This is a genomic window from Acinetobacter sp. AG1, from assembly GCF_001005525.1.
In the GTDB taxonomy this organism is placed as follows: Bacteria; Pseudomonadota; Gammaproteobacteria; order Pseudomonadales; family Moraxellaceae; genus Acinetobacter; species Acinetobacter modestus.
In genome coordinates, this window is the sequence record NZ_LBMZ01000105.1 from 1 (window position 1) to 21313 (window position 21313).

18 protein-coding genes are annotated in these 21313 nt (G+C 37.7%); 13 read left to right on the forward strand and 5 right to left on the reverse strand.

What is annotated here, in order from left to right:
- The first annotated feature begins 208 nt into the window (after positions 1-208).
- The 4 genes from AAV96_RS06890 to AAV96_RS06905 all read left to right on the forward strand — a co-directional run bounded on the left by AAV96_RS06890 (position 209) and on the right by AAV96_RS06905 (position 5674).
- Positions 209-2413, forward strand: coding sequence for a TonB-dependent receptor (locus AAV96_RS06890; protein WP_046738786.1), 2205 nt, complete (start codon positions 209-211; stop codon positions 2411-2413).
- Between the two features lie 333 nt (positions 2414-2746).
- The gene (locus AAV96_RS06895) at positions 2747-2944 is read left to right on the forward strand and encodes a hypothetical protein (protein WP_046738787.1); all 198 of its coding nucleotides are present in this window, start codon (positions 2747-2749) and stop codon (positions 2942-2944) included.
- Positions 2945-3274: 330 nt separating this feature from the next.
- Complete coding sequence (locus tag AAV96_RS06900) at positions 3275-4594, forward strand: NCS2 family permease (protein ID WP_046738788.1); 1320 nt, start codon at positions 3275-3277, stop codon at positions 4592-4594.
- A gap of 81 nt (positions 4595-4675) precedes the next feature.
- Positions 4676-5674: an adenosine deaminase gene (locus AAV96_RS06905; RefSeq protein ID WP_005215346.1), complete on the forward strand. Its 999-nt coding sequence runs from the start codon at positions 4676-4678 to the stop codon at positions 5672-5674.
- 43 nt (positions 5675-5717) lie between these two features.
- On the opposite strand, the gene AAV96_RS06910 is transcribed toward AAV96_RS06905, so the two are convergent.
- A complete protein-coding gene (locus tag AAV96_RS06910) occupies positions 5718-6272 on the reverse strand; it encodes a cytochrome b (protein WP_046738789.1) in 555 nt (184 codons plus the stop codon).
- A gap of 215 nt (positions 6273-6487) precedes the next feature.
- Here AAV96_RS06910 and AAV96_RS06915 point away from each other — a divergent pair, with 215 nt between their 5' ends.
- The 3 genes from AAV96_RS06915 to rnhB all read left to right on the forward strand — a co-directional run bounded on the left by AAV96_RS06915 (position 6488) and on the right by rnhB (position 8000).
- Complete coding sequence (locus AAV96_RS06915) at positions 6488-6862, forward strand: hypothetical protein (protein WP_004661331.1); 375 nt, start codon at positions 6488-6490, stop codon at positions 6860-6862.
- 145 nt (positions 6863-7007) lie between these two features.
- The gene (locus AAV96_RS06920) at positions 7008-7373 is read left to right on the forward strand and encodes a hypothetical protein (protein ID WP_046738790.1); all 366 of its coding nucleotides are present in this window, start codon (positions 7008-7010) and stop codon (positions 7371-7373) included.
- A 60-nt stretch (positions 7374-7433) separates the two neighbouring features.
- Entirely contained in the window at positions 7434-8000 is a 567-nt protein-coding gene (gene rnhB, locus AAV96_RS06925) for a ribonuclease HII (RefSeq protein WP_004661335.1), read from the forward strand.
- A gap of 78 nt (positions 8001-8078) precedes the next feature.
- On the opposite strand, the gene csrA is transcribed toward rnhB, so the two are convergent.
- The 3 genes from csrA to alaS form a co-directional block, all read right to left on the reverse strand.
- The gene (gene csrA, locus AAV96_RS06930) at positions 8079-8342 is read right to left on the reverse strand and encodes a carbon storage regulator CsrA (RefSeq protein ID WP_004661337.1); all 264 of its coding nucleotides are present in this window, start codon (positions 8340-8342) and stop codon (positions 8079-8081) included.
- 240 nt (positions 8343-8582) lie between these two features.
- Complete coding sequence (locus tag AAV96_RS06935) at positions 8583-9863, reverse strand: aspartate kinase (protein ID WP_004661340.1); 1281 nt, start codon at positions 9861-9863, stop codon at positions 8583-8585.
- Positions 9864-9929: 66 nt separating this feature from the next.
- Entirely contained in the window at positions 9930-12620 is a 2691-nt protein-coding gene (alaS, locus tag AAV96_RS06940) for an alanine--tRNA ligase (protein WP_171249133.1), read from the reverse strand.
- A 253-nt stretch (positions 12621-12873) separates the two neighbouring features.
- Here alaS and AAV96_RS06945 point away from each other — a divergent pair, with 253 nt between their 5' ends.
- From AAV96_RS06945 to AAV96_RS06965, 5 genes are all read left to right on the forward strand, one after another.
- Complete coding sequence (locus AAV96_RS06945; protein WP_046738792.1) at positions 12874-13899, forward strand: type I glyceraldehyde-3-phosphate dehydrogenase; 1026 nt, start codon at positions 12874-12876, stop codon at positions 13897-13899.
- Positions 13900-13938: 39 nt separating this feature from the next.
- The gene (locus AAV96_RS06950) at positions 13939-14253 is read left to right on the forward strand and encodes a hypothetical protein (protein WP_046738793.1); all 315 of its coding nucleotides are present in this window, start codon (positions 13939-13941) and stop codon (positions 14251-14253) included.
- Between the two features lie 77 nt (positions 14254-14330).
- Positions 14331-15392 (forward strand): hypothetical protein, encoded by a 1062-nt coding sequence (locus tag AAV96_RS06955; RefSeq protein WP_046738794.1) that lies wholly within the window; start codon positions 14331-14333, stop codon positions 15390-15392.
- Positions 15393-15596: 204 nt separating this feature from the next.
- Complete coding sequence (locus AAV96_RS06960; protein WP_046738795.1) at positions 15597-16763, forward strand: ATP phosphoribosyltransferase regulatory subunit; 1167 nt, start codon at positions 15597-15599, stop codon at positions 16761-16763.
- A gap of 58 nt (positions 16764-16821) precedes the next feature.
- Positions 16822-18141 (forward strand): adenylosuccinate synthase, encoded by a 1320-nt coding sequence (locus AAV96_RS06965; protein ID WP_004661353.1) that lies wholly within the window; start codon positions 16822-16824, stop codon positions 18139-18141.
- 373 nt (positions 18142-18514) lie between these two features.
- On the opposite strand, the gene AAV96_RS18350 is transcribed toward AAV96_RS06965, so the two are convergent.
- A complete protein-coding gene (locus AAV96_RS18350; RefSeq protein WP_005215362.1) occupies positions 18515-19525 on the reverse strand; it encodes a helix-turn-helix transcriptional regulator in 1011 nt (336 codons plus the stop codon).
- Positions 19526-19737: 212 nt separating this feature from the next.
- On the opposite strand from AAV96_RS18350, the gene AAV96_RS06975 reads away from it, so the two are divergent.
- The gene (locus AAV96_RS06975) at positions 19738-21288 is read left to right on the forward strand and encodes a circularly permuted type 2 ATP-grasp protein (RefSeq protein ID WP_046738796.1); all 1551 of its coding nucleotides are present in this window, start codon (positions 19738-19740) and stop codon (positions 21286-21288) included.
- Positions 21289-21313: the final 25 nt, after the last annotated feature.

A 21313-nucleotide genomic window follows, 5' to 3' on the forward strand; every position in this document is an offset into this window, starting at 1 on the left:
ATTATTTTTTAAAATATTATAGAGAGTCGTTATCAAATGATTTATACATAATATATTCTTGCTAGAAAACCAGTTGTTTCATGATAAATATCTTATGGGAAAGGATTTTTTAAATCATTATATTGAAAATAAGAATTGTTTTCATTAGTATTGTTTTTTATATTTTAAGTTTTTCTTAATATTTGTCTGTTTTTTGTTTGGAATTTTTATGACATCTCGATATGTTACGCTCTCTCACAAGCCTATTTTTAGATTTAGTGCATTAAGCTTAATGCTCTTACAAGCGCAGTACCTATTTGCCAACGAGAACAATACTCAGACTGCGGTTATGCCAACGATTAAAATTGAAGCAATGAGCGAGCTTGATCCAATTAAAAGCTATATTGATTATGAACAAGCTAGTGTGACTCGGAATGGGCTAAAGAAAAAAGATATTCCTCAAACGATTGATACGATTGATGTTCAGAAATATAAAATCTATGGTGCAAATGATTTAAGTGTGATGTTGCAGGGAACACCTGGGGTATCAACGAGCTATGACATGCGTGGTGATGGCATCAACTTGCGGGGATTTAATGCGGATACAGGTGATATTTATCGTGATGGTGTGCGTGAAAGTGGTCAAGTTCGCCGTAGCACTGCCAATATTGAGCGTATTGAAATATTGAAGGGTCCAGCATCTGTTCTTTACGGACGTAGTTCAGGCGGTGGGGTGATCAATATGGTGAGTAAATTTGCCAACTTTGATTCCAAAAGTTCAGTTGGTCTTTATACAGGCTCTTATGACAATTACGGTACGACAGCTGATTTAAACCAAGTGCTTACAGATAATCTAGCTGTACGTTTGATTGGTGAATATGGAGAGTCAAATAGTTTTCGTTCTGGGATCGAAAATAAAATTGAAATGCTCTCGCCAAGCTTTACTTATAAAAATGATGATGGTCTAACGTGGACGATGCAATATACCTACGACAAACTACATCGTGTGCCTGATCGTGGTCCATCATTTTCTGCACTTCCACAGGGAACTTCAATCAAAACAGGTTTTGCGCAAGAAGGTGACTACGTAAATGATGTTTTACAAGTTGCTCGTTCTGATTTGAATTATGAATTTGCGCCAAAATGGAATTTTCACTGGGCTGTGAGCTACCGAGAGGCTCAACAAAACTTTGATCATTTCTATTTAGGAGGGCTTTGCACTACTGAAAATACAGTGATTTCAAATGCGGGTTCATGTAAAGGACATGTCGGTGAAATTTCGCAGATTTATTATTGGCAGCAAACCAATAACAAAACCACCAGTAACACTTTTGATATACGTGGAGAATTTGATACAGGACGGTTAAAACATAATGTATTGATTGGTGCTGATTGGACATATGAGCAGCGAGAACCACTTTTAGCGAATCAGAATAAAAATGGCTCAGCTATATATGGCTATGTTAATCCAATTACAGGAGAACGTAGTAGTTCTCGAGGTACAGGTGATTTAACAATTAGAACTCACAACTATAACCAAAATGAAGCTTATGGTTTATTTGTTCAAGACCTCATTAGTTTTAATGATTATTTTAAAGTGATGTTAGGTGGTCGCTATGATTATTTTCAATCTGAAACAACCAATCGTCTGAAGGCTAGTGATGCTTTAGACTATCATCGTAGTATCGATGGCGAAAGCTTCAGTCCGAATGTTGGTTTTATTTGGCAACCGATAGAGAGCCAAAGTTTTTATGCTTCCTATAGCAAAAGCTTCGCACCTTTTGGTGGGCGTGTCAGTGTTAATGTGGTCTCAGGAGATAGCAAGTTAAATGCTTTTGATGCGAAACCACAATATAACGAACAATACGAAATTGGGGTAAAAAGTGATTGGCTTGATGATCGTTTAAATACTCAGCTTTCTATTTATGATATCCGTAAAAATAATATTCGTTACCAGCCTGATTCAGTAAATAAACCAGAAGAATGGGTTGTGGGAGGACAGCATCAGTCTAAAGGGGTAGAGTTTAGCTTTATTGGACGTGCTTTAGATAACTTGTTTGTACGGGGAGGCTATAGCTATATGGATACAGAGATTTCTAAAGACAATAAAGCGGCCAATGTTGGTAAAGTACTCAATAATACTCCACGCCATACTGGAAACTTATTTATACGCTATTTACCAGTCGAGAAGATCTATGGTGAAATTGGCGCAACTTACGTTGGTGATGCGAAGATATATTCAAATGGCAATTTAGATAATACGCCTATCGATTTTCAAGGATTCACGCGTTTAGATGCTGCAATTGGCTATAGTGCTCATCCATGGAATGTCACGATTGCTGTAAATAACCTAACCAATAAAGACTATTGGCGCTCAGAGTCAATGCCTGGAACGCCACGTAATGTTCTAGTTCGATTGAATTATCAGTTTTAAACTTGTTTAGATCGCATATGAGTAAAAGCATCTTTAGTTAAACTAAAGATGCTTTTTTATTTGATTTTTTGATAATAATCCATCTTTAATTTTACCAAATGTTATAAAAAATGCTTAAATTTCAAGCTATCTTATTGAATTATATAAAATGCAATTGCATTAAGAATATAAATAATTTAAGATTTATTTGGATGAAAAATGTACAAAATTAATTCATAAATAATCATATAATTGTGACTTATTTTTAATTTGTGATTATTTAATGTTAACTAGTTCTCGTTTTTGTCTATTTTTGTTAATATTCAAGAAAAGCATACAATAGAGATAATAATAATGAAGATATTCCTTCCATTGCTTGTTGTTTGTTCGATTGTCGTTTTGGGTTACGCTGCATATGTAGATGCCCAAGATAAAAGACGCCAAGAGCTCATGAAAATTGTAAATGATGCGGAACATAGTTTGCATGTGATCCAGAATAATCCTAATTATACCAAGCATACACATTTGTCATCGTATAAGAGCAATCAATAGTCATTGATATTAATCAATAATTATTGCAATTCAGTGTATGTGTCTTTGTTGGATATATGATCACTAGGCTTTTTTTGATTTGAAGCCATCAAGTTTTGCTTAGAATCTGTTAAAATATTTACCATTAAATAAAAAGCTGCATCTCGTTATGCAGCTTTTTACATTTTGATAGCGGGTCACATTTATACATCTTGTTGGTGTCACAAGCATTCGGCTGGCATATAGATTGCTTTGTCGTTGTGTATGCCATTTCGCAAATTCAAAAAAGATTGAAATGCAAGAGTATAAATTTCAAGTCCTAAGATCTCAGATTTTAACAGGTGCTATGTTATGACAACGCCTAATGCTTCGGTTGGTGTTTTAGAACGCTTATTTAAATTAAGTGAGAACAAAACCAACTTCAGAACAGAAGTTCTAGCGGGTGTAACTACATTTTTGACAATGTGTTACATCATTATTGTAAACCCACTTATTCTTTCCGAAACTGGAATGGATCATGGTGCCGTGTTTGTTGCAACCTGTTTAGCTGCTGCTATTGGTTGCTTGGTAATGGGGATTGTTGCCAATTATCCAATCGCACTTGCACCGGGGATGGGCTTAAATGCGTATTTTACCTATTCGGTCTGTTTAGGCATGGGTGTACCTTGGCAGACGGCACTTGCGGCTGTTTTTGTTTCAGGTTTAATCTTTTTGGCAATCAGCTTTTTTAAAATTCGTGAAGCGATTGTCAATGCCATTCCTATGTCGCTTAAATTTGCGATTGGCGGAGGTATCGGTTTATTTCTTGCCCTCATTGCGCTTAAAAATGCAGGCATCATTGTAGATAACCCAGCCACTTTAGTGGGTTTGGGAAATATCAAACAACCAACAGTTTTATTGGCTTTATTTGGCTTTTTAATGATTGTCGTTTTACACCAGTTTAAAATTCGTGGTGCGATCATCATTAGTATTCTTGCTGTGACTGGAATAGCGACAGCTTTAGGCTTAAATGAATTTAAAGGAGTTGTTGGACAAATTCCATCGATTGCACCCACCTTTATGCAAATGGATTTTGAAGGTCTATTTACTGCAAGTATGGTTGGGGTGATTTTTGTCTTCTTTATTGTCGATTTATTTGATAGTACAGGGACTTTAGTTGGTGTATCGCACCGTGCAGGTTTACTACAAGATGGTAAGTTACCTCGTTTGAAGAAAGCGTTGTTCGCTGATTCAACAGCAATTGTTGCAGGCGCAGCATTAGGTACATCTTCAACCACGCCTTATATCGAATCTGCATCGGGTGTTGCTGCGGGTGGTCGTACTGGTTTAACAGCAGTTGTAGTCGCATTCTTATTCATTGGCTGCTTGTTCTTGGCACCATTAGCTCAATCTGTTCCAAGTTTTGCAACAGCTCCTGCATTATTATTTATCGGTGTGTTGATGATTCAAGGAATCACACATATTGATTGGGATGATATTACAGAAGCAGTACCTGCATTTTTAACGATTGTATTCATGCCATTTACGTATTCGATTGCAGATGGTATTGCAATGGGCTTTATTAGTTATGCATTAGTAAAATTATTTACAGGCAAAGCAAAAACAGTTCCTTATATGGTTTGGATCATTGCTGCACTGTGGGTATTTAAATTTATTGCATTTGGTGGTTAAGCCATTTAAAAGTTATTGATAAAACCTTTAAAGGGTGTACCGAACAGGCAACACCCTTTTTTATTTAGACGTGGAGTTAATATGAATCAAGTCGAGCTGATTCGTGCTTTACCCAAAGCCGAATTGCATGTGCATATTGAAGGGACTTTTGAACCAGAACTGATGTTTGCAATTGCACAGCGTAATCAGATTCAGATTCCTTATCAATCAGTTGAGGAAGTAAAGCAAGCCTATAACTTCCATAATCTTCAATCATTTCTTGATATCTATTATGCTGGTGCGAACGTGCTGGTGCATGAACAAGATTTTTATGATCTGGCTTGGGCATATTTCGAGAAATGTGCTGAAGATCGTGTAGTGCATACAGAGATGTTCTTCGACCCACAAACACATACTGAGCGTGGGGTTGAATTTGCAACGGTACTGGCAGGTTTAAAGCGGGCTTGTAAAGATGCTCAAGAGAAATTAGGGATTAGTTCTCAATTGATCATGTGCTTCTTGCGTCATTTGAGCGAAGAAAAAGCATTTGAAACGCTTGAGCAAGCTTTGCCATTTAAAGATGACATTATTGCAATTGGTTTAGATTCAAGCGAAGTCGGGCATCCTCCTTCGAAATTTGAACGTGTTTTTGCCAAAGCACGTGAAGCAGGTTTCTTGATTGTGGCACATGCCGGTGAAGAAGGACCACCAGAATATATCTGGGAAGCTTTGGATTTACTCAAAGTAAACCGTATTGATCATGGTGTTCGCTCAGAAGAAGATGAGCAGCTAATGGTGCGTTTAATCGCAGAAAAAATGCCATTAACAGTTTGCCCTTTAAGTAATTTAAAGCTTTGTGTTGTCAATGATATGGGCGAGCATAACATCCGCCGTTTATTACAAAAGGGTGTGCATGTTACTGTAAACTCGGATGATCCTTCATATTTCGGTGGTTATATGAATGATAACTTTGTAGCAATTCAGCAGGCTTTAGATTTATCGAATGATGAGCTTAAGCAACTTGCAATTAATTCTTTTGAGGCGTCCTTTATTTCTGATGATGAGAAACAGAAATGGATTGCAGAAGTGAAAAAGATTTAAATGTAAAAAAACCGCGTTAAGCGGTTTTTTTATGTGTCAGGGTTTATTTAGGTTGGCGTAACATACTCAATAAAACATTATCTTTATCAATGATGTGATGTTTTATTGCTGCTAAAGCATGACCAACAATAAGTAAACCTGCAAACCAAGAAAGATAAATGTGTAATGGTTTCACTATTTCAAGCAGGTCAGGATTGTCTTGAACTAGGCGAGGAATTTCAAATAAATATAAAACAGGAGCTGGATGTCCAGCACTCCAACTAAATAAACAACCAGTAATTGGTAGTGCAAGTAGCATGAGATACAGTAAGAAATGGCCGATATGAGCCAAAGTCTTCATCATAGGTGACATGGTGTTTGGTAGTTTAGGGACTGGGTGGGTATAACGCCAAAAAATTCGAATCACAACCAGAAAGATAATGGTGGTGGCTATATTTTTATGTAGTGTAATAATATTGCCTTTGAAGCTTCCATCAACGTCATAGCTGAGAAAATTCCCACTGTAAAAGCCGATCAGCCAAGCGGTGATAAAAATAGCCGCCATCAGCCAGTGTAAAATTTGCGCTGTGCGAGTGTAATATTGTGCTGAGGTTGACATCGCAACATCCTAGCGGTGAGTATGAGTTTTACGATTTTAAATAGCTCATTTTTCTTCATATACAGCGTATATGTAACAGAGCGTTTTACGTGTAGAACAGTAAGTAAAATACAACTTGATTGTTATATTATGTAAAGAATCTACACAGTCATTTCTTTCAAGTGATCCTTTAGGCACAATACGCGTGCTAAAATTTTGGATACAGGTTTGAGTTCGTGAAAAAATTATTCTTTATTGTGCCTATGTTATTTGCTTTAAATGGGTGTGTTGCGCCAAATACTAATAATTCCACTGCAACAACATCTCAGCAGCTAGGTATGGCTGCATTAAAAATTGCTGTGAATGCAAAATGTATTAATGAGATCAATACATTACCAGCATGGAAAACAGCGACACGTTTAATGACATCTGAGCAACGTGAAAACATTCAAACGAATGTATGTGGATGTGTTAGTGAAAAAGCACCAAATAGTGTAACCACTGTTGAATTAGCCACAGCTGCGATTGATCCTACAGCGCGTGCAACGATTGTGAATCAAGTTGTTTCTGAAACAGTGAATGCATGTGTTGCAGAAGTGTTGAAGAAATAATTGTGATGAAATACGCTGAGCAGAGCTAAGTTTGACTTGGTTCTGCTTTTTTACATGAAATTGATATAGTCTTGTAATTGGAGCTCGTGTTAATAAATTTATATGATTAAATTATAAAAATACTAACATTTAGAATAAGTTTTGTATGAATAAGAACAAATTTATTATTCTTTTCTCTTTCTTTATTTTATTGGCATGTGTTGACGCACAAGGTGCTGAACCAACTAAAATGAAAATGGGTACGTCAGCAATACAATTTGCAGCACAAACCAAATGTACTTATGATATCGATGATTTCGCGGCTTGGAAAGTTGCAAGTAAATTAATGACCAAGAACCAAAAACAACAGAAGAAAAAGCAAATTTGTAAATGTGTTGGTAAAAATGCACCTACTGTATTATCTCCATCAGAGCTTGCTTTAGCGGCAGTTGATTCAAAAGCTAGAACAGCATTAACAGGTGTTGCTGTAGCAAAAACGATGAACGCTTGCGTATCAGAAGTGATAAAATAGAACAGTTTAAATAAGTTGTAATTAGCTGCTTTGAAGCAGCTAATCTTTGTGAGTAATATCATGTTTGTTGCTGGTGTAGATGAGGCAGGGCGTGGGCCTTTGGTCGGTTCAGTTGTTGCTGCTGCGGTAATTTTAGATCCCAATAATCCGATTGAGGGTTTAAATGATTCTAAAAAATTAACTGAAAAGAAACGTGAAAAACTTTTCTTAGAAATTCAAGAGAAGGCCTTAGCTTGGTCAATTGCAGAAGCTTCTCACGCAGAAATTGACGAAATTAATATTTTACAGGCAACTTTTTTAGCTATGCGTCGTGCTGTAGATGCTTTAAATATGCAGCCTGAAAAAGTGATTGTTGATGGCAACCAAATTCCGAAAGGAATTGAAATATCGTGTGAAGCGATTGTTGGTGGGGATGCAAGTCATGCTGAGATTAGTGCAGCAAGTATCTTGGCTAAAGTAACACGTGACCGTCAAATGCATGAACTAGATCAGCAGTATCCTAATTACGGTTTTGCAAAACATAAAGGCTATCCAACCAAAGCGCATTTTGAAGCAATTGCAGCGTATGGGGTGATTGATCAGCATCGTCGTAGTTATGCGCCAGTAAAAAAAGCACTGGGTTTATAAATATATAATTGAGTCTCCATAAACAATTAAAGCGACTAATGATTAGTCGCTTTAATTGTTAGAGAAGAATTCTGTACATTAACGATTGAAGTTATTATGTCGAGTGAAATCGTTATTATCTTCTTCAAAAGAAAGTTGATAATCTTGATCAAGATGTTGTAAATGCTCATGCATAGCACGTTCATGTTGGATACGTTGGTAAATTTCCTCACGATGCACGGAAACTTCTTTTGGAGCATTTACACCAATACGCACCTGATTACCTTTTACGCCAAGCACAGTAACACTGACTTGATCCCCAATCATTAATGTTTCTCCGACACGACGGGTCAGAATCAGCATGTTTATCTCCTTGCTAAACGCTTAAACTTGCGACAGGGAATTCATTGTTTGAAAGCACAGCCTTAATATACAGAAAATTCTAACAGAAATATGTAAAAAACAGCTTTTTTTCGTAAGTTCTGTCGAGTTTTTCTGAAAAACCTCATAACTTAATATAACAGAGCCACTGTAATAAAAACTATAGTGGCTCTGTATTTTTTACTATTTACTTGAAAGTAAATATGTTTATTCTGCTATTAATTAAGCACGTGCACTGCTTTCGCCATGTTCACGGTCTAAACCAAAAGCAGTATGTAGGCAACGTACAGCAAGCTCTAAGTAGTTTTCTTCAATGATCACAGAAATCTTAATTTCTGAAGTAGAAATCATGAGAATATTAATGCTTTCATCTGCAAGAGCTGTAAACATTTTGCTTGCTACACCAGCATGTGAGCGCATACCTACACCAACAATAGACACTTTTACGATGTCATCGCGAGTGACAACTTCACAGCCTTCAATGCTGCTTGCTGTTTGATCCAAGATTGCTTTAGCTTTAGCAAGATCATTGCGATTTACAGTAAAGGTAAAATCAGTAGTACCATCTTCTTCAACATTTTGGATAATCATATCCACTTCAATGTTAGCATCACTAATCGGTGATAAGATTTTAGAGGCAATGCCCGGTTCATCTGGAACACCCAAAATTGTTAATTTTGCTTCGTCACGGTTAAATGCAATGCCTGCAATAATTGGTTGTTCCATGTCGTCTTCTGCCTCAGTCGTGATTAGTGTGCCTACGTTTTGTTTGAAATCTTCATCAAATGCGCCATCATTGTCATTATCAAAGCTTGATAATACACGTAATGGAACCTGATATTTGCCTGCGAATTCAACCGAACGAATTTGTAAAACTTTTGAACCTAAAGATGCCATTTCAAGCATTTCTTCAAAAGAGATACGGTCAACTTTTTTCGCTTTAGGTGCAACACGAGGATCAGTGGTATAAACACCATCTACATCTGTGTAAATTTGGCATTCATCTGCTTTTAATGCAGCTGCAAGTGCTACACCAGAGGTATCTGAACCGCCACGACCTAATGTTGTAATATTTCCTTCAGCATCAAAGCCTTGGAAACCTGCGACAACAATCACACGACCAGCGTCTAAATCAGCTGTCATGACATCGGTATCAATAGATTCGATACGCGCTTTGGTAAACGCGCTGTCAGTTTTAATACCAACTTGACGTCCAGTGTATGATTTAGCTTCTACACCAATTGAATTCAGTGCCATAGCTAACATGGAAATCGTTACTTGTTCACCCGTAGACACCATTTGATCAAGTTCACGTGGGTTAGGGGTGCTAGTAATGGCTTTAGCAAGCGCAAGTAAGCGGTTGGTTTCACCACTCATTGCCGATACAACCACGACCACTTTGTGACCATGATCATGCCAACGCTTGACACGATGAGCAACATTTAAAATGCGCTCAGGAGTACCCATAGAGGTACCGCCATATTTTTGAACGATTAATGCCATAGTTGTTCCATATAAGCCATGACCCTGAGAGGCATCAGGGTCAGTTACACAAAAGTGAAGTTGTTATTATTGCTCAAGCCAAGCAGGTAATGCTGCGATCACTTGATCAAACTTCTCGTTAAGTGGCGCGCCACCTTGTGCTAAGTCAGGTTTACCACCACCTTTGCCACCAAGCTCTTGAGCTAAATGTTTGATGATGTCACCTGCTTTTAGAGTTGCAGCGTATTGTTTAGCGACGGAGGCGATTAAACTCACTTTATCACCATCAACACCAGCTAAAATAATGACTGCATCTTCCAATTTTGATTTTACGCTGTCATGAAGATTGCGTAATGATTTGGCATCTAAACCCTTTACTGATGTGATAAGCGTTTGACGACCAGCAATTTCTTTGACTTGATCTAATAAATCAGCTGCTTGGAAGCTGGCTAATTTTTGATTCAATTGTTCAATTTGCTTTTGCAGACTTGATGCTGTTTCAACAATTGATTCAACTTTTTCTACAGTTTGATCTTTTTGCGCTTTCAATAAAGCATTGATCGTCTGAATATCAGCTTCAGCTTTTTGAACAACTTCAAGTGCTTTTGTACCTGTTACAGCTTCAATACGGCGAACACCAGCTGCTACACCACCTTCAGAAGTGATTTTGAATAAACCAATATCACCAGTGCGCTTAACATGAATACCACCACAAAGCTCGATAGAGAAGTTTTTCTCTTCAATAATAGAACCCATAGAAAGTACGCGAACTTCTTCACCATACTTTTCACCGAACAGCATCATTGCGCCTTTGGCTTTCGCTGATTCAATATCAAGTAATTCAGTGCTTACTGCTGTATTGGCAATCACTTCAGCATTAACTAAACGCTCAATCTGTTGCAATTGTTCAAATGAAACGGGTTGGTCATTGGCAAAGTCGAAACGCAAAATATCACTCGCAACCAAAGAACCTTTCTGTTGAACATGCTCACCCAAAATTTGACGTAAAGCTGCGTGTAGAAGGTGAGTCGCAGAGTGGTTGCGTGCTGTTGCTGCACGAATATCTGCTTTAACCGTCGCTTCAACATTTTGAGTTGCTTTCAGGCTACCCATGGTCACGATACCTTGGTGTACAAAAGCACCACCAGATTTTTTAGTATCTTGTACTTCAAAGATACCCGTATCGTTCTTGAAGATACCGGTGTCACCAATCTGACCACCACTTTCTGCATAGAAAGGGGTTTGGTTCAATACGATCAGTGCTTCGTCACCTTCGTTGATTTCATCAACTTGAACGCCATCTTTATAGATCGCAACAATTTGACCTTGACCTTGAGTTGCATCATAACCATCAAATTGAGTTTCGCCTTCAACTTTAACAATGCTGTTATAGTCAACTGCGAATTTACCTGCATCACGCGCACGTTGGCGTTGTGCAGCCATTTCAACTTCAAAACCAGCTTCGTCAATCGTAAGGTCACGCTCACGTGCAATATCAGCGGTTAAATCTGTCGGGAAGCCGTAAGTATCATAAAGTTTAAATACAGTTTCACCAGCAATTACATTGCCTTTTAGCTGAGCCAATTCACCTTCAAGTAATTTCAAGCCTTGTTCAAGTGTTTTAGCAAATTGCTCTTCTTCTTTAAGCAGTTGCGCTTCAATGCGTGCCTGCTGTGCTGCAAGTTCAGGATATGCTTCACCCATGACTTCAATCAGAGGTTGCAACATCTTGTAGAAGAATGAACCAGTCGCACCCAGTTTGTTGCCGTGACGCACTGCACGACGAATGATACGACGCAACACATAACCACGACCTTCATTTGAAGGATTAACACCGTCAGCAATCAAGAATGAGCATGAACGTGCATGATCTGCAATGACTTTTAAAGAAGCTGGGTATTCAACTGGTTTATTTTGAGCTTTCGCTTCAGCTTCAATTGCAGTGGTATCTAGACCAATGATGTCAGCGGCTGCTTTTAATAAGTGTTGGAACAAATCAATTTCATAGTTTGAATTTACATGTTGCAGAACCGCAGAAATACGCTCCAAGCCCATACCTGTATCTACAGAAGGTGCTGGAAGAGGGTGCATTATACCATCCGCAGTACGGTTGAACTGCATGAATACATTGTTCCAGATTTCGATGAAACGGTCGCCATCTTCCTCAGGTGAGCCTGGTAAACCACCCCAGATATGATCGCCATGATCATAGAAGATTTCAGAACATGGACCACAAGGACCTGTATCGCCCATTGCCCAGAAGTTATCAGACGCGTATTTGCCACCTTTGTTATCGCCAATACGAATGATACGTTCAGCATCGATTCCGATTTCTTTGTTCCAGATATCAAATGCTTCATCATCGGTATGATAAACCGTGACATATAAACGATCTTTCGGTAAGCCTAACCACTGTTCGCTGGTTAAAAATTCCCAAGCAAATTTCAGTGCATTTTCTTTAAAATAATCACCGAAAGAAAAGTTACCTAACATTTCAAAGAAAGTGTGATGACGTGCGGTATAACCTACATTGTCGAGGTCATTGTGTTTGCCGCCTGCACGTACACATTTTTGAGATGAAACAGCACGAACATAATCACGCTTTTCTAAACCTAAGAAACAATCTTTAAACTGGTTCATACCAGCATTGGTAAACAGTAAAGTTGGGTCGTTGGCAGGAACGAGAGAACTCGAAGCAACACGTGTATGCCCTTGCGATTCGAAGTAACGCAAAAATGCTTCACGGATTTCAGCGGATGTCATAAAACGAGTACTCACAACCAAGACACTCCATAATTTTGAATTTGGCTATATGCAATAGAACACGTTGTTTTAAGTTCTACAATCGAACCTATTGCATGGCATAGATTTTAAAAGTGCTAAATTATAACGGAAAATATGATCCCAACCAACGATTTTACAAGCAATATCATATAAAACTGTGTTTAAGCTAAAAATCTATATTCAATAGCGCTGTTCATGTTTTACCATATAGCATAGAAAAGATGATGTTTTGATGAAAGGGCTCTGCATGCAACGTATCGCTATCAATGGATTTGGTCGAATTGGTCGAAATGTATTACGTGCATGGTTTGAGAGTCCAAAACAATTTCAATTTGATATCGTTGCTATCAACGACATTGCCGATGTGCAGACTTTGGTACATTTGTTTAAATACGATACCACGCATGGACGTTTTGCAGGTCAAGTTGAAATTCAGATTGAAAATGAACAGATATTTTTAAATATTCAGTCCCATCAACGACAATTAAAATTACAGGTATTTAAACAGGCTCAACCTGAATTACTCCTTTGGGCAGATTTAAAAATAGATGTGGTATTGGAATGTACAGGTCTATTCCGTTCACGTGCTGATGCAACTCGGCATGTCGAAGCAGGGGCAAAGCGCGTGATTATTGGGGCTGCACCTTTTGATTCGGTCGATGCCGCAATTGTCTATGGTGTTAATCACAATGATGTAAAAGTAACTGATCAAATTATTTCGAGTGTGTCTTGTACTACTCAGGCCTTGGTTCCGTTGGTCAAAATCATTGATGATGCTTTCGGGATTGATACCGCTTTAATGACAGAAATCCATGCAGTCACAGCAGATCAATCGGTATTAGACCATGCACATCGAGATTTACGTCGTGCGCGAGCTTCAGGACAAAATATTATTCCAACCACATCGAGTGCCTTGGGTGCATTGAAACAGGTCATGCCAAAAATGGAAGATCGGATTGCTGGTTATTCGATTCGTGTACCGACCATTAATGTCGCAGCAATTGATTTAACTTTTGTTTCGCATTCACCAATTACAGTACACAAAGTCAATGAGGTTTTGAGTAAAGCAGCTCAATATGATTATGCGCAAATCATGCAAGTGACAGATGAAGATTTGGTTTCAAGTGATTTTAATCATTCACCCTATTCTTTAATTGTCGATTTAACTCAAACCATGGTGGTGGGTCATCAAGCTAAAGTGTTTGCATGGTATGATAATGAGTGGGGATATGCGAATCGACTACTTGATTTGTGTGAATCTTTTTGTAATTAAACAGATCATATATTAAAAAGAAAATTTGGGGATGAAATTATGACATTGATGTTGATTTGGGGTTTCTTGATTGTTTTATTGGTGGCTGTTGCTTTTTTATTTTGGTTTCAGTTTAAAACGTCAACTGTACAAAGCCAAGATATTTATGTTGCGCAATTAGAAGAAAAAGTAGTGCATTTAGAGTTGCATCTAAAAAAGAGTTTGGAAATTATGCAGGATCTCGCTAAGAAAATGCATGTACAACAAGAAGTTTTAGATAGGACTGTTGCCAATATTGCTGCATTAGAAAAACAAAATGTTGAGTTGGTGAATGTTTTGGAAATTGTGGTTAAAGGAAGTAATAAAAACTTTTAAATATTTATTTGTATTCATATTTCTACTTTATATAATATAAGTTCCATAATAAATAATATTTACTTTATAGTGGTTGTATGAAAATTAATTTAAATCAATGTGTTTTTTTTATTGTATCGAGTTCTTTGCTTTTGACGGCATGCGGAAGTGGTCAAAGTAATCAGTCTCAAGTTGAAGAAAAACCAATTCAGGATAATGTACTTTATCAAGTTTATTATCAGGCACCCAATATCTCTAATGATATTACCAACGATTTTTTTGAAATAACAAAATATTCTATTCAAAATAATGAAATTAACTTCACAAAGTCTCATAATCAACCTTTAGATCAGGTGATATTGACTGAGACTAAAATTTTAGAAAAGGGTACACTACAACCGAATATCATTAAAAGAATATCCTCTACGCAATGGACTTATGAGCGTACACCAGAACTCAAGCAAAATTTAAGTTTTGAATTGGTGAAATTAGATGGAGAAAAAGTATTTGATCGGCTATTACCCGGCTATCGAGAAAATATTGATTTAACTTCTCATTTAGATACTCGGCTTGATCAAGATTTAATTAAGTTTTATCAAAATTATAAAGATTCAGTATTTCCCAAAGATAGTTATTGTTATCGTTTAAAAGAAACTCAATGGAATCAGTCTTTTTTAGAGTCTGAATTGGTGTTTTCTACTTTCTCATTTTTTGATGAACAGAAGCAGCAAATGCTTTCTAGGTATAATAATTTAGGTGAAGACAAAAGGTATTTTAAGTTTTTAGATACTCAATGGCATGGTTATAACTTAATTTCCTTAGATAATTTAGAAACAGGTGAAACACAAAGCTTATTGGGAAATCGAGACAATCTAGCAGCAGATACTCAATTTAGTTCTAATTTATTATGGAGTGTGAATAAAAATTTGGCCTATGAGAAAAGTCATCTCTATTCAGGTGGAGACACTCCAATAGATTTATGGATGATGCAAAATCAACGTTTAAAAATCGCCAAACTAGAAAAAGGCTGTTTTGCATTCAATACACAGGCAATTAATGCAGTAAAAAAATTAAACTTGATTAACTGGAAGCAGGGTGATAGTTCAGATGTTGGGCAGTTCTTAGGGACGAGAACATGGGTTTCTCATATTAGTGAATAGTTTCAATCTATTGAATTAACTCGTTAATTGTAGTTTAAATATTCAAGATAAAGAGAATTGAATCAATCACATTTCTTCAAATTCTCAGGTGCATCATATAAATCTTCGTGCTACACTACGCTGAATCGGGCATTCACCCGATTTTTTTATGTGGTTGCTTTTTGTGTGGATGCCTCCACATTGAACAGATTTTAGGTTTGGAACATGACCATTTCAGAGACATGGTTGCTCCCTGATGGGGTAGCAGATGTATTGCCCGAGCAAGCGCAAGTCGTTGAAACTTTGCGACGGGAAGCTTTAGATTTCCTCGCCGTTCGAGGTTATCAATTGGTATATACACCATTTATTGAATACATTGAATCGTTATCTTCACTTTCAGAATCGAATCAAGATTTGGACTTAGTCACTTTTAAAGTGATTGATCAACTTTCAGGTCGTTTGCTTGGTGTTCGAGCGGATATGACACCGCAAGTTGCACGTATTGATGCGCATGTTCGACCAATTGAAGGTGTAGCTCGTTATTGCTATGCAGGTACAGTCCTTCATACAAAACCGCAAAACTTTAATGCAACACGCGCTCCACTCCAGTTGGGTGCGGAGCTATATGGTCATGACAGCATCGAAGCTGATGTCGAAATGATTGATGTTATGCTCGGTTTGTTGGAAAAAACAGATAGTTTACAAGGTGTTCACTTAGACTTAGGTCATGTTGGTTTATTCCGTAGTTTGGTTAAGCGCGCTGGTTTAAATAAAAATACTGAAAATCAGCTGTCTGATTTATATCAGCGTAAGGCTTTACCAGAATTAGAAGAATTTACTCAAGACTTGCCAATGGGTACTGATTTTTATGCTCTAGGTCGTTATGCGAGCGATCTAGAAGCTTTGCAAGCACATTTAAGTCCAGATGTTTTAAATGATATTGATTTTAAAAATGCGTTTGATGCATTGAGAACAACTTTTTCAGAAATAAGATCGCGCTGGTCTAGCCTTGATATTGGTATAGATGTCATTGAACTGCGTAGTTACCACTATCATACGGGTTTGATGTATGCCATTTATGCGCCTAATCGTGCTGCGCCACTTGCTCAGGGTGGGCGTTATGATGGTATTGGTGAGCACTTTGGTCGTGCTCGTCCAGCAACAGGTTTTAGTTGTGATTTATATGCTTTAGGCGCTACACAATTTGCTGAAATTGAAACAGTGGTCGCTCCTAAAGGCAGTCAACAAGATTTATTGAATGCAATTGCTGATGCACGTACTCAAGGTTTAAGTGTAGTGCAATTGTTAGGTAATGATGATTTAAGCTCTGTACCTTATGCGACGCATCAAATGGTGTCGCAAAATGGGCAATGGGTAATTGAAAAAATTTAATTGCTAAGTTGAAAAAGCTTAGCTTCCAATTTTAACAGCATGATGTAATGAGGCTATTATGGGCAAAAATGTTGTGGTACTGGGTACCCAATGGGGCGACGAGGGTAAAGGTAAGATCGTCGACCTGCTCACAGATCAGGCGGCTGCGGTCGTACGCTATCAAGGTGGACACAATGCAGGTCACACACTTGTCGTCGGTGGTAAGAAGACTGTATTACACCTCATTCCATCAGGTATTTTACGTGAAAACGTATTGTGCTTAATCGGGAATGGTGTTGTTCTTTCTCCTGAAGCATTAATCAAAGAAATGGCAATTTTGGAAGCGGAAGGCGTGCCTGTTAAAGAGCGTTTACGTATTTCACCAAACTGTCCTTTGATTTTGCCCAACCATATTGCACTAGACCAAGCACGTGAGAAAAAACGTGGTAATGCTAAAATTGGTACAACAGGTCGTGGCATTGGTCCAGCTTATGAAGATAAAGTTGCGCGTCGTGCTGTACGTGTAGCTGATTTAATTCGTGGTGGCGCATTACTTGAAGAAAAACTTAAGGAAATGCTAGAGCTTCATAACTTCCAACTTTCTCAATTCTATGGCGTTGATGAAGTTAAATTTGAAGATGTACTCGAGCTTTGTAATCAATGGCGTGAAGTGCTTGCACCATTAGTGATTGACGTGACCAAAGTGTTACATGATTACCGCAAAGAAGGTAAGTCAATTATGTTTGAAGGTGCTCAAGGTTCGTTACTTGACATCGATCATGGTACTTATCCGTTTGTAACAAGTTCTAATACAACCGCTGGTGGCGTAAGTTCTGGTTCTGGTATGGGCCCATTACATTTAGATTATGTATTAGGTATTACTAAAGCATATACAACACGTGTTGGTGCTGGTCCATTCCCAACTGAGTTGCATTACGATGCTGCTACTGATACAGGTGATGCGATTGGTCGTCATTTAGGTACTGTGGGTCACGAATTTGGTGCATCTACTGGTCGTCAACGTCGTTGTGGCTGGTTCGATGCTGAAATCCTACGTCGTTCAGTTGAAGTAAACTCATTATCTGGCATTTGCTTGACTAAGCTTGATGTATTAGATGGTTTAGAAGAAATCAAAATCTGTGTAGGTTATGAAGATGTTGATTCAGGCTGTGCAGGTTCTTCTGATGCAATTTCATTTGAAAGCTTAAAACCAATCTATGAAACAATGCCAGGTTGGAGTGAGTCTACAGTAGGCTTAACTCAAATTGATCAACTTCCTGCAAATGCGTTAGCTTATGTAAAACGTCTTGAGCAGTTAATTGAATGCCCAATTGATATTGTTTCTACAGGTCCAGACCGTGCGGAAACAATTGTATTACGTCATCCATTTTCGGCATAAGCTGATGTGACGATTGAAAAGCTCCCGTATGGGAGCTTTTTTATTTTATAGATTTAGTTATTCAAACGACCTAGCAAAAAATCAGCTTTTGATTTCAATCTTTATTATTTCACAACTTAAAAAATCCTCATTATATTAACTATACATTCAAACAAAGAGGGTTTTAATGATGACGAAAAAGAGAATCCGTTACAATGGATATGAATTAGCATGCCAATGTTAATTCACGTCAAAAAGAGCAAAAAGGTACAGACCAATTTTGATCGGGCGGGGAGAGAAATTGGTTTGACTGTGTTTAATATAATAAGAACAAACCTTAAGCTTAAATATAAGACTGATAAAAGATTTAAGAGAACTGAAAGGTTCTCTTTTTTTATTCAGTATTTTCCTCAACCTCTTTCACTGCATTATAAGCAGCAGTAGGTTCAATATTTAGTAGTTTCTTGCCAAAGCTTCTGAGCCACCAAACAAGCTGAGAGGTAAAAGGAACTGTTGCACTAACCTCAACAATATTTTCTTCTAATGGCGTAATCTTTTGGTCTTTACTTAACTGACTTTCATAAAAGCTTTTTGCTGTACTTTCAGTCATCGTTAGTTTGAGCTGAATTTGTTCAGTCGGTTTGCTGTAATCTACACGGAAGCCCAACGCGCCTGATTCGATATAATTATCAATATCAAAATTTACGGGATGTAAAGCACGGCTATCAAGTACAGTTGCTGCTTTAAAGCGGTGCAAGGCAAAAGTTTGTACTTCAGTTTTATCATTTCTGGTACAGATTAAATAAATTACTGCACCTTTTTGAACCAAAGCTAAAGGATTTAAAATATAGGATTTATCTTCGCCTGAATTGGTTCGTGCTCGATATACACATTCGATTTGTTTATCTTGTAGCAAGCCTTCATAAATTGCTTGTTGAGCTTGTTTATCAACCATCGGAGGGATCAATGGTTGCGAAGCAGGAACAATGCGAACTCGATTGATCCATTGTCTGACATTATTTTGTGTAGACAAACTACGTTTTGCAAGATCAAACCAAGGTGTCATTTCTTCAAGTAAACTTGGCGGAAGTAAGTGTCTTAAATGCTCTTCCACCATCATAAAAGTGACAGCTTGAGAGCTGGTCATATGTGGCAAGCTTTGGATTGGTGCATCTGAACGCCAACGCCATCCTTGCGGTACAGTCTTATTGCTTTCAATGGGAAAGCGTTGAGCAATCTGATTTAAATCCCGCTGAATGGTTCGAAGGCTAATTTCGATTCCTTCACGTTGTAATGTTTCTTGTAATTCACGTGTCCCCATCCATTTCCCTGTAGAAAGACGAGACAATATCTGCCATTGGCGATAAAGGCTATTGGAAGTTTCTTTTTCTTGTACGGATGACATAAGCGTAATACGTAATTTAATGGTCTAAAGCAGACACAATAAAAAAACTAGCACTATTTAGCAAGCCCATGATCTTGAGATTACGTATTTACGACTGAAACAACTGTCGATTTATTGAATGATCTTAACCCTGATGAAAAAATAATCGCTTTATATAAGTGGCATTGAAATTGCTTATTTAAGATATAAATAAATGATGAGACGAGGTTTCTATGTCAGAACAAGAACACAACCTACATGTCAGTGCGGATTATTATACTCAAGAGCAAACGACAGCGGTATCAGTCCATTCGTCTACATTTATCCCACAACTTAGTGTCAGCACAAACTTGTTTGAACAGCTTAAATCTGAGTTTTTTAACGAGATGCTTGATGACAAAAGTTTTAATGCGGAAGCTTCGAAAAAAATTGAACAGTGGTTGAGTATTCGCAGCCTTGATGAGTTACGAACACTTGGTAGCCAAGCGAAACAACATTTCCTTTATCAGGGAATCACATTCAATGTTTACGGCGATCAAGAGGGTGCTGAGCGAACTATTCCTTATGATTTGATTCCAAGAGTGATTGAAAAGAAACAATGGGAAAAAATTTCCTCAGGTTGCGCACAACGTGTGAAAGCACTCAATTCATTTTTAGATGATATTTATCATGGACAAAATATTTTAAAAGAGGGGCTTATTCCTGCTGATCAAGTGATTGCGCATGAAGCATTTCAGCCACATATGTTAAATCATCATCTTAAAGGGAAGATTTATTCACAAATTAGCGGTATTGATATTATTCGTGATGGTCAGGGTGATTTCTTCGTACTTGAAGATAACTTAAGAACACCGTCTGGCGTATCTTATATGATTGAGAGTCGTAAGATTAGTCAAAAACTAATGCCTGATTTGTGCATCAGTAATAATTTGCAAGGCATAGAACAATATCCAACTTTATTAAGAACAATTTTAGAAGAGAATGCTTATGTGGATAAGCCACTTATTGTGGTATTAACACCGGGTCGTTTTAACAGTGCTTATTATGAGCATTCATTTTTAGCACGAGAAATGGATGTGCCATTAGTCACGAGTCGAGATTTATTTGTAGAGAACGATCGAGTATTTGTTAAAACAATCCGTGGTCGTCAGCAAGTTGATGTGATCTATCGCCGTGTTGATGATGATTTCCTTGATCCGTTAACCTTTAAACCTGATAGCACATTAGGAGTCGCAGGACTCATGTCAGCATATTTACAGAAGAATGTTGTGATTGCAAATGCACCGGGGACAGGTGTTGCTGACGATAAATCAATTTATCCTTATGTTGATAAAATGATTAAGTTTTATTTGGGTGAAACAGCAATTTTAAATAATGTTCCGACATATCAATGTCGTGATCAAGAACACTTGGATTATGTACTTAATAATTTAGAAAAATTGGTTGTGAAAGAGGCACAAGGTTCGGGTGGATACGGGATGTTGATTGGACCACAAGCAGATCAACAACAAATTGAACTATTTAGACAAAAAATTATTGAAACACCACATTTGTATATTGCACAACCAACTCTGGCACTTTCTGTAGCACCAACATTAACGTCCGAAGGGGTTGCTGAACGACATATCGATTTACGCCCATTCGTTTTGAGTTCGCCTTATCGTACTGAGATTGTGCCAGGAGGTCTGACTCGAGTTGCGATGCAAGCGGGTTCTTTAGTGGTTAATTCTTCTCAAGGCGGTGGTATCAAAGATACATGGGTTGTAGAAACATTACATTCTTGAACGTTTTCCTTAAGAGTTTTAGTCC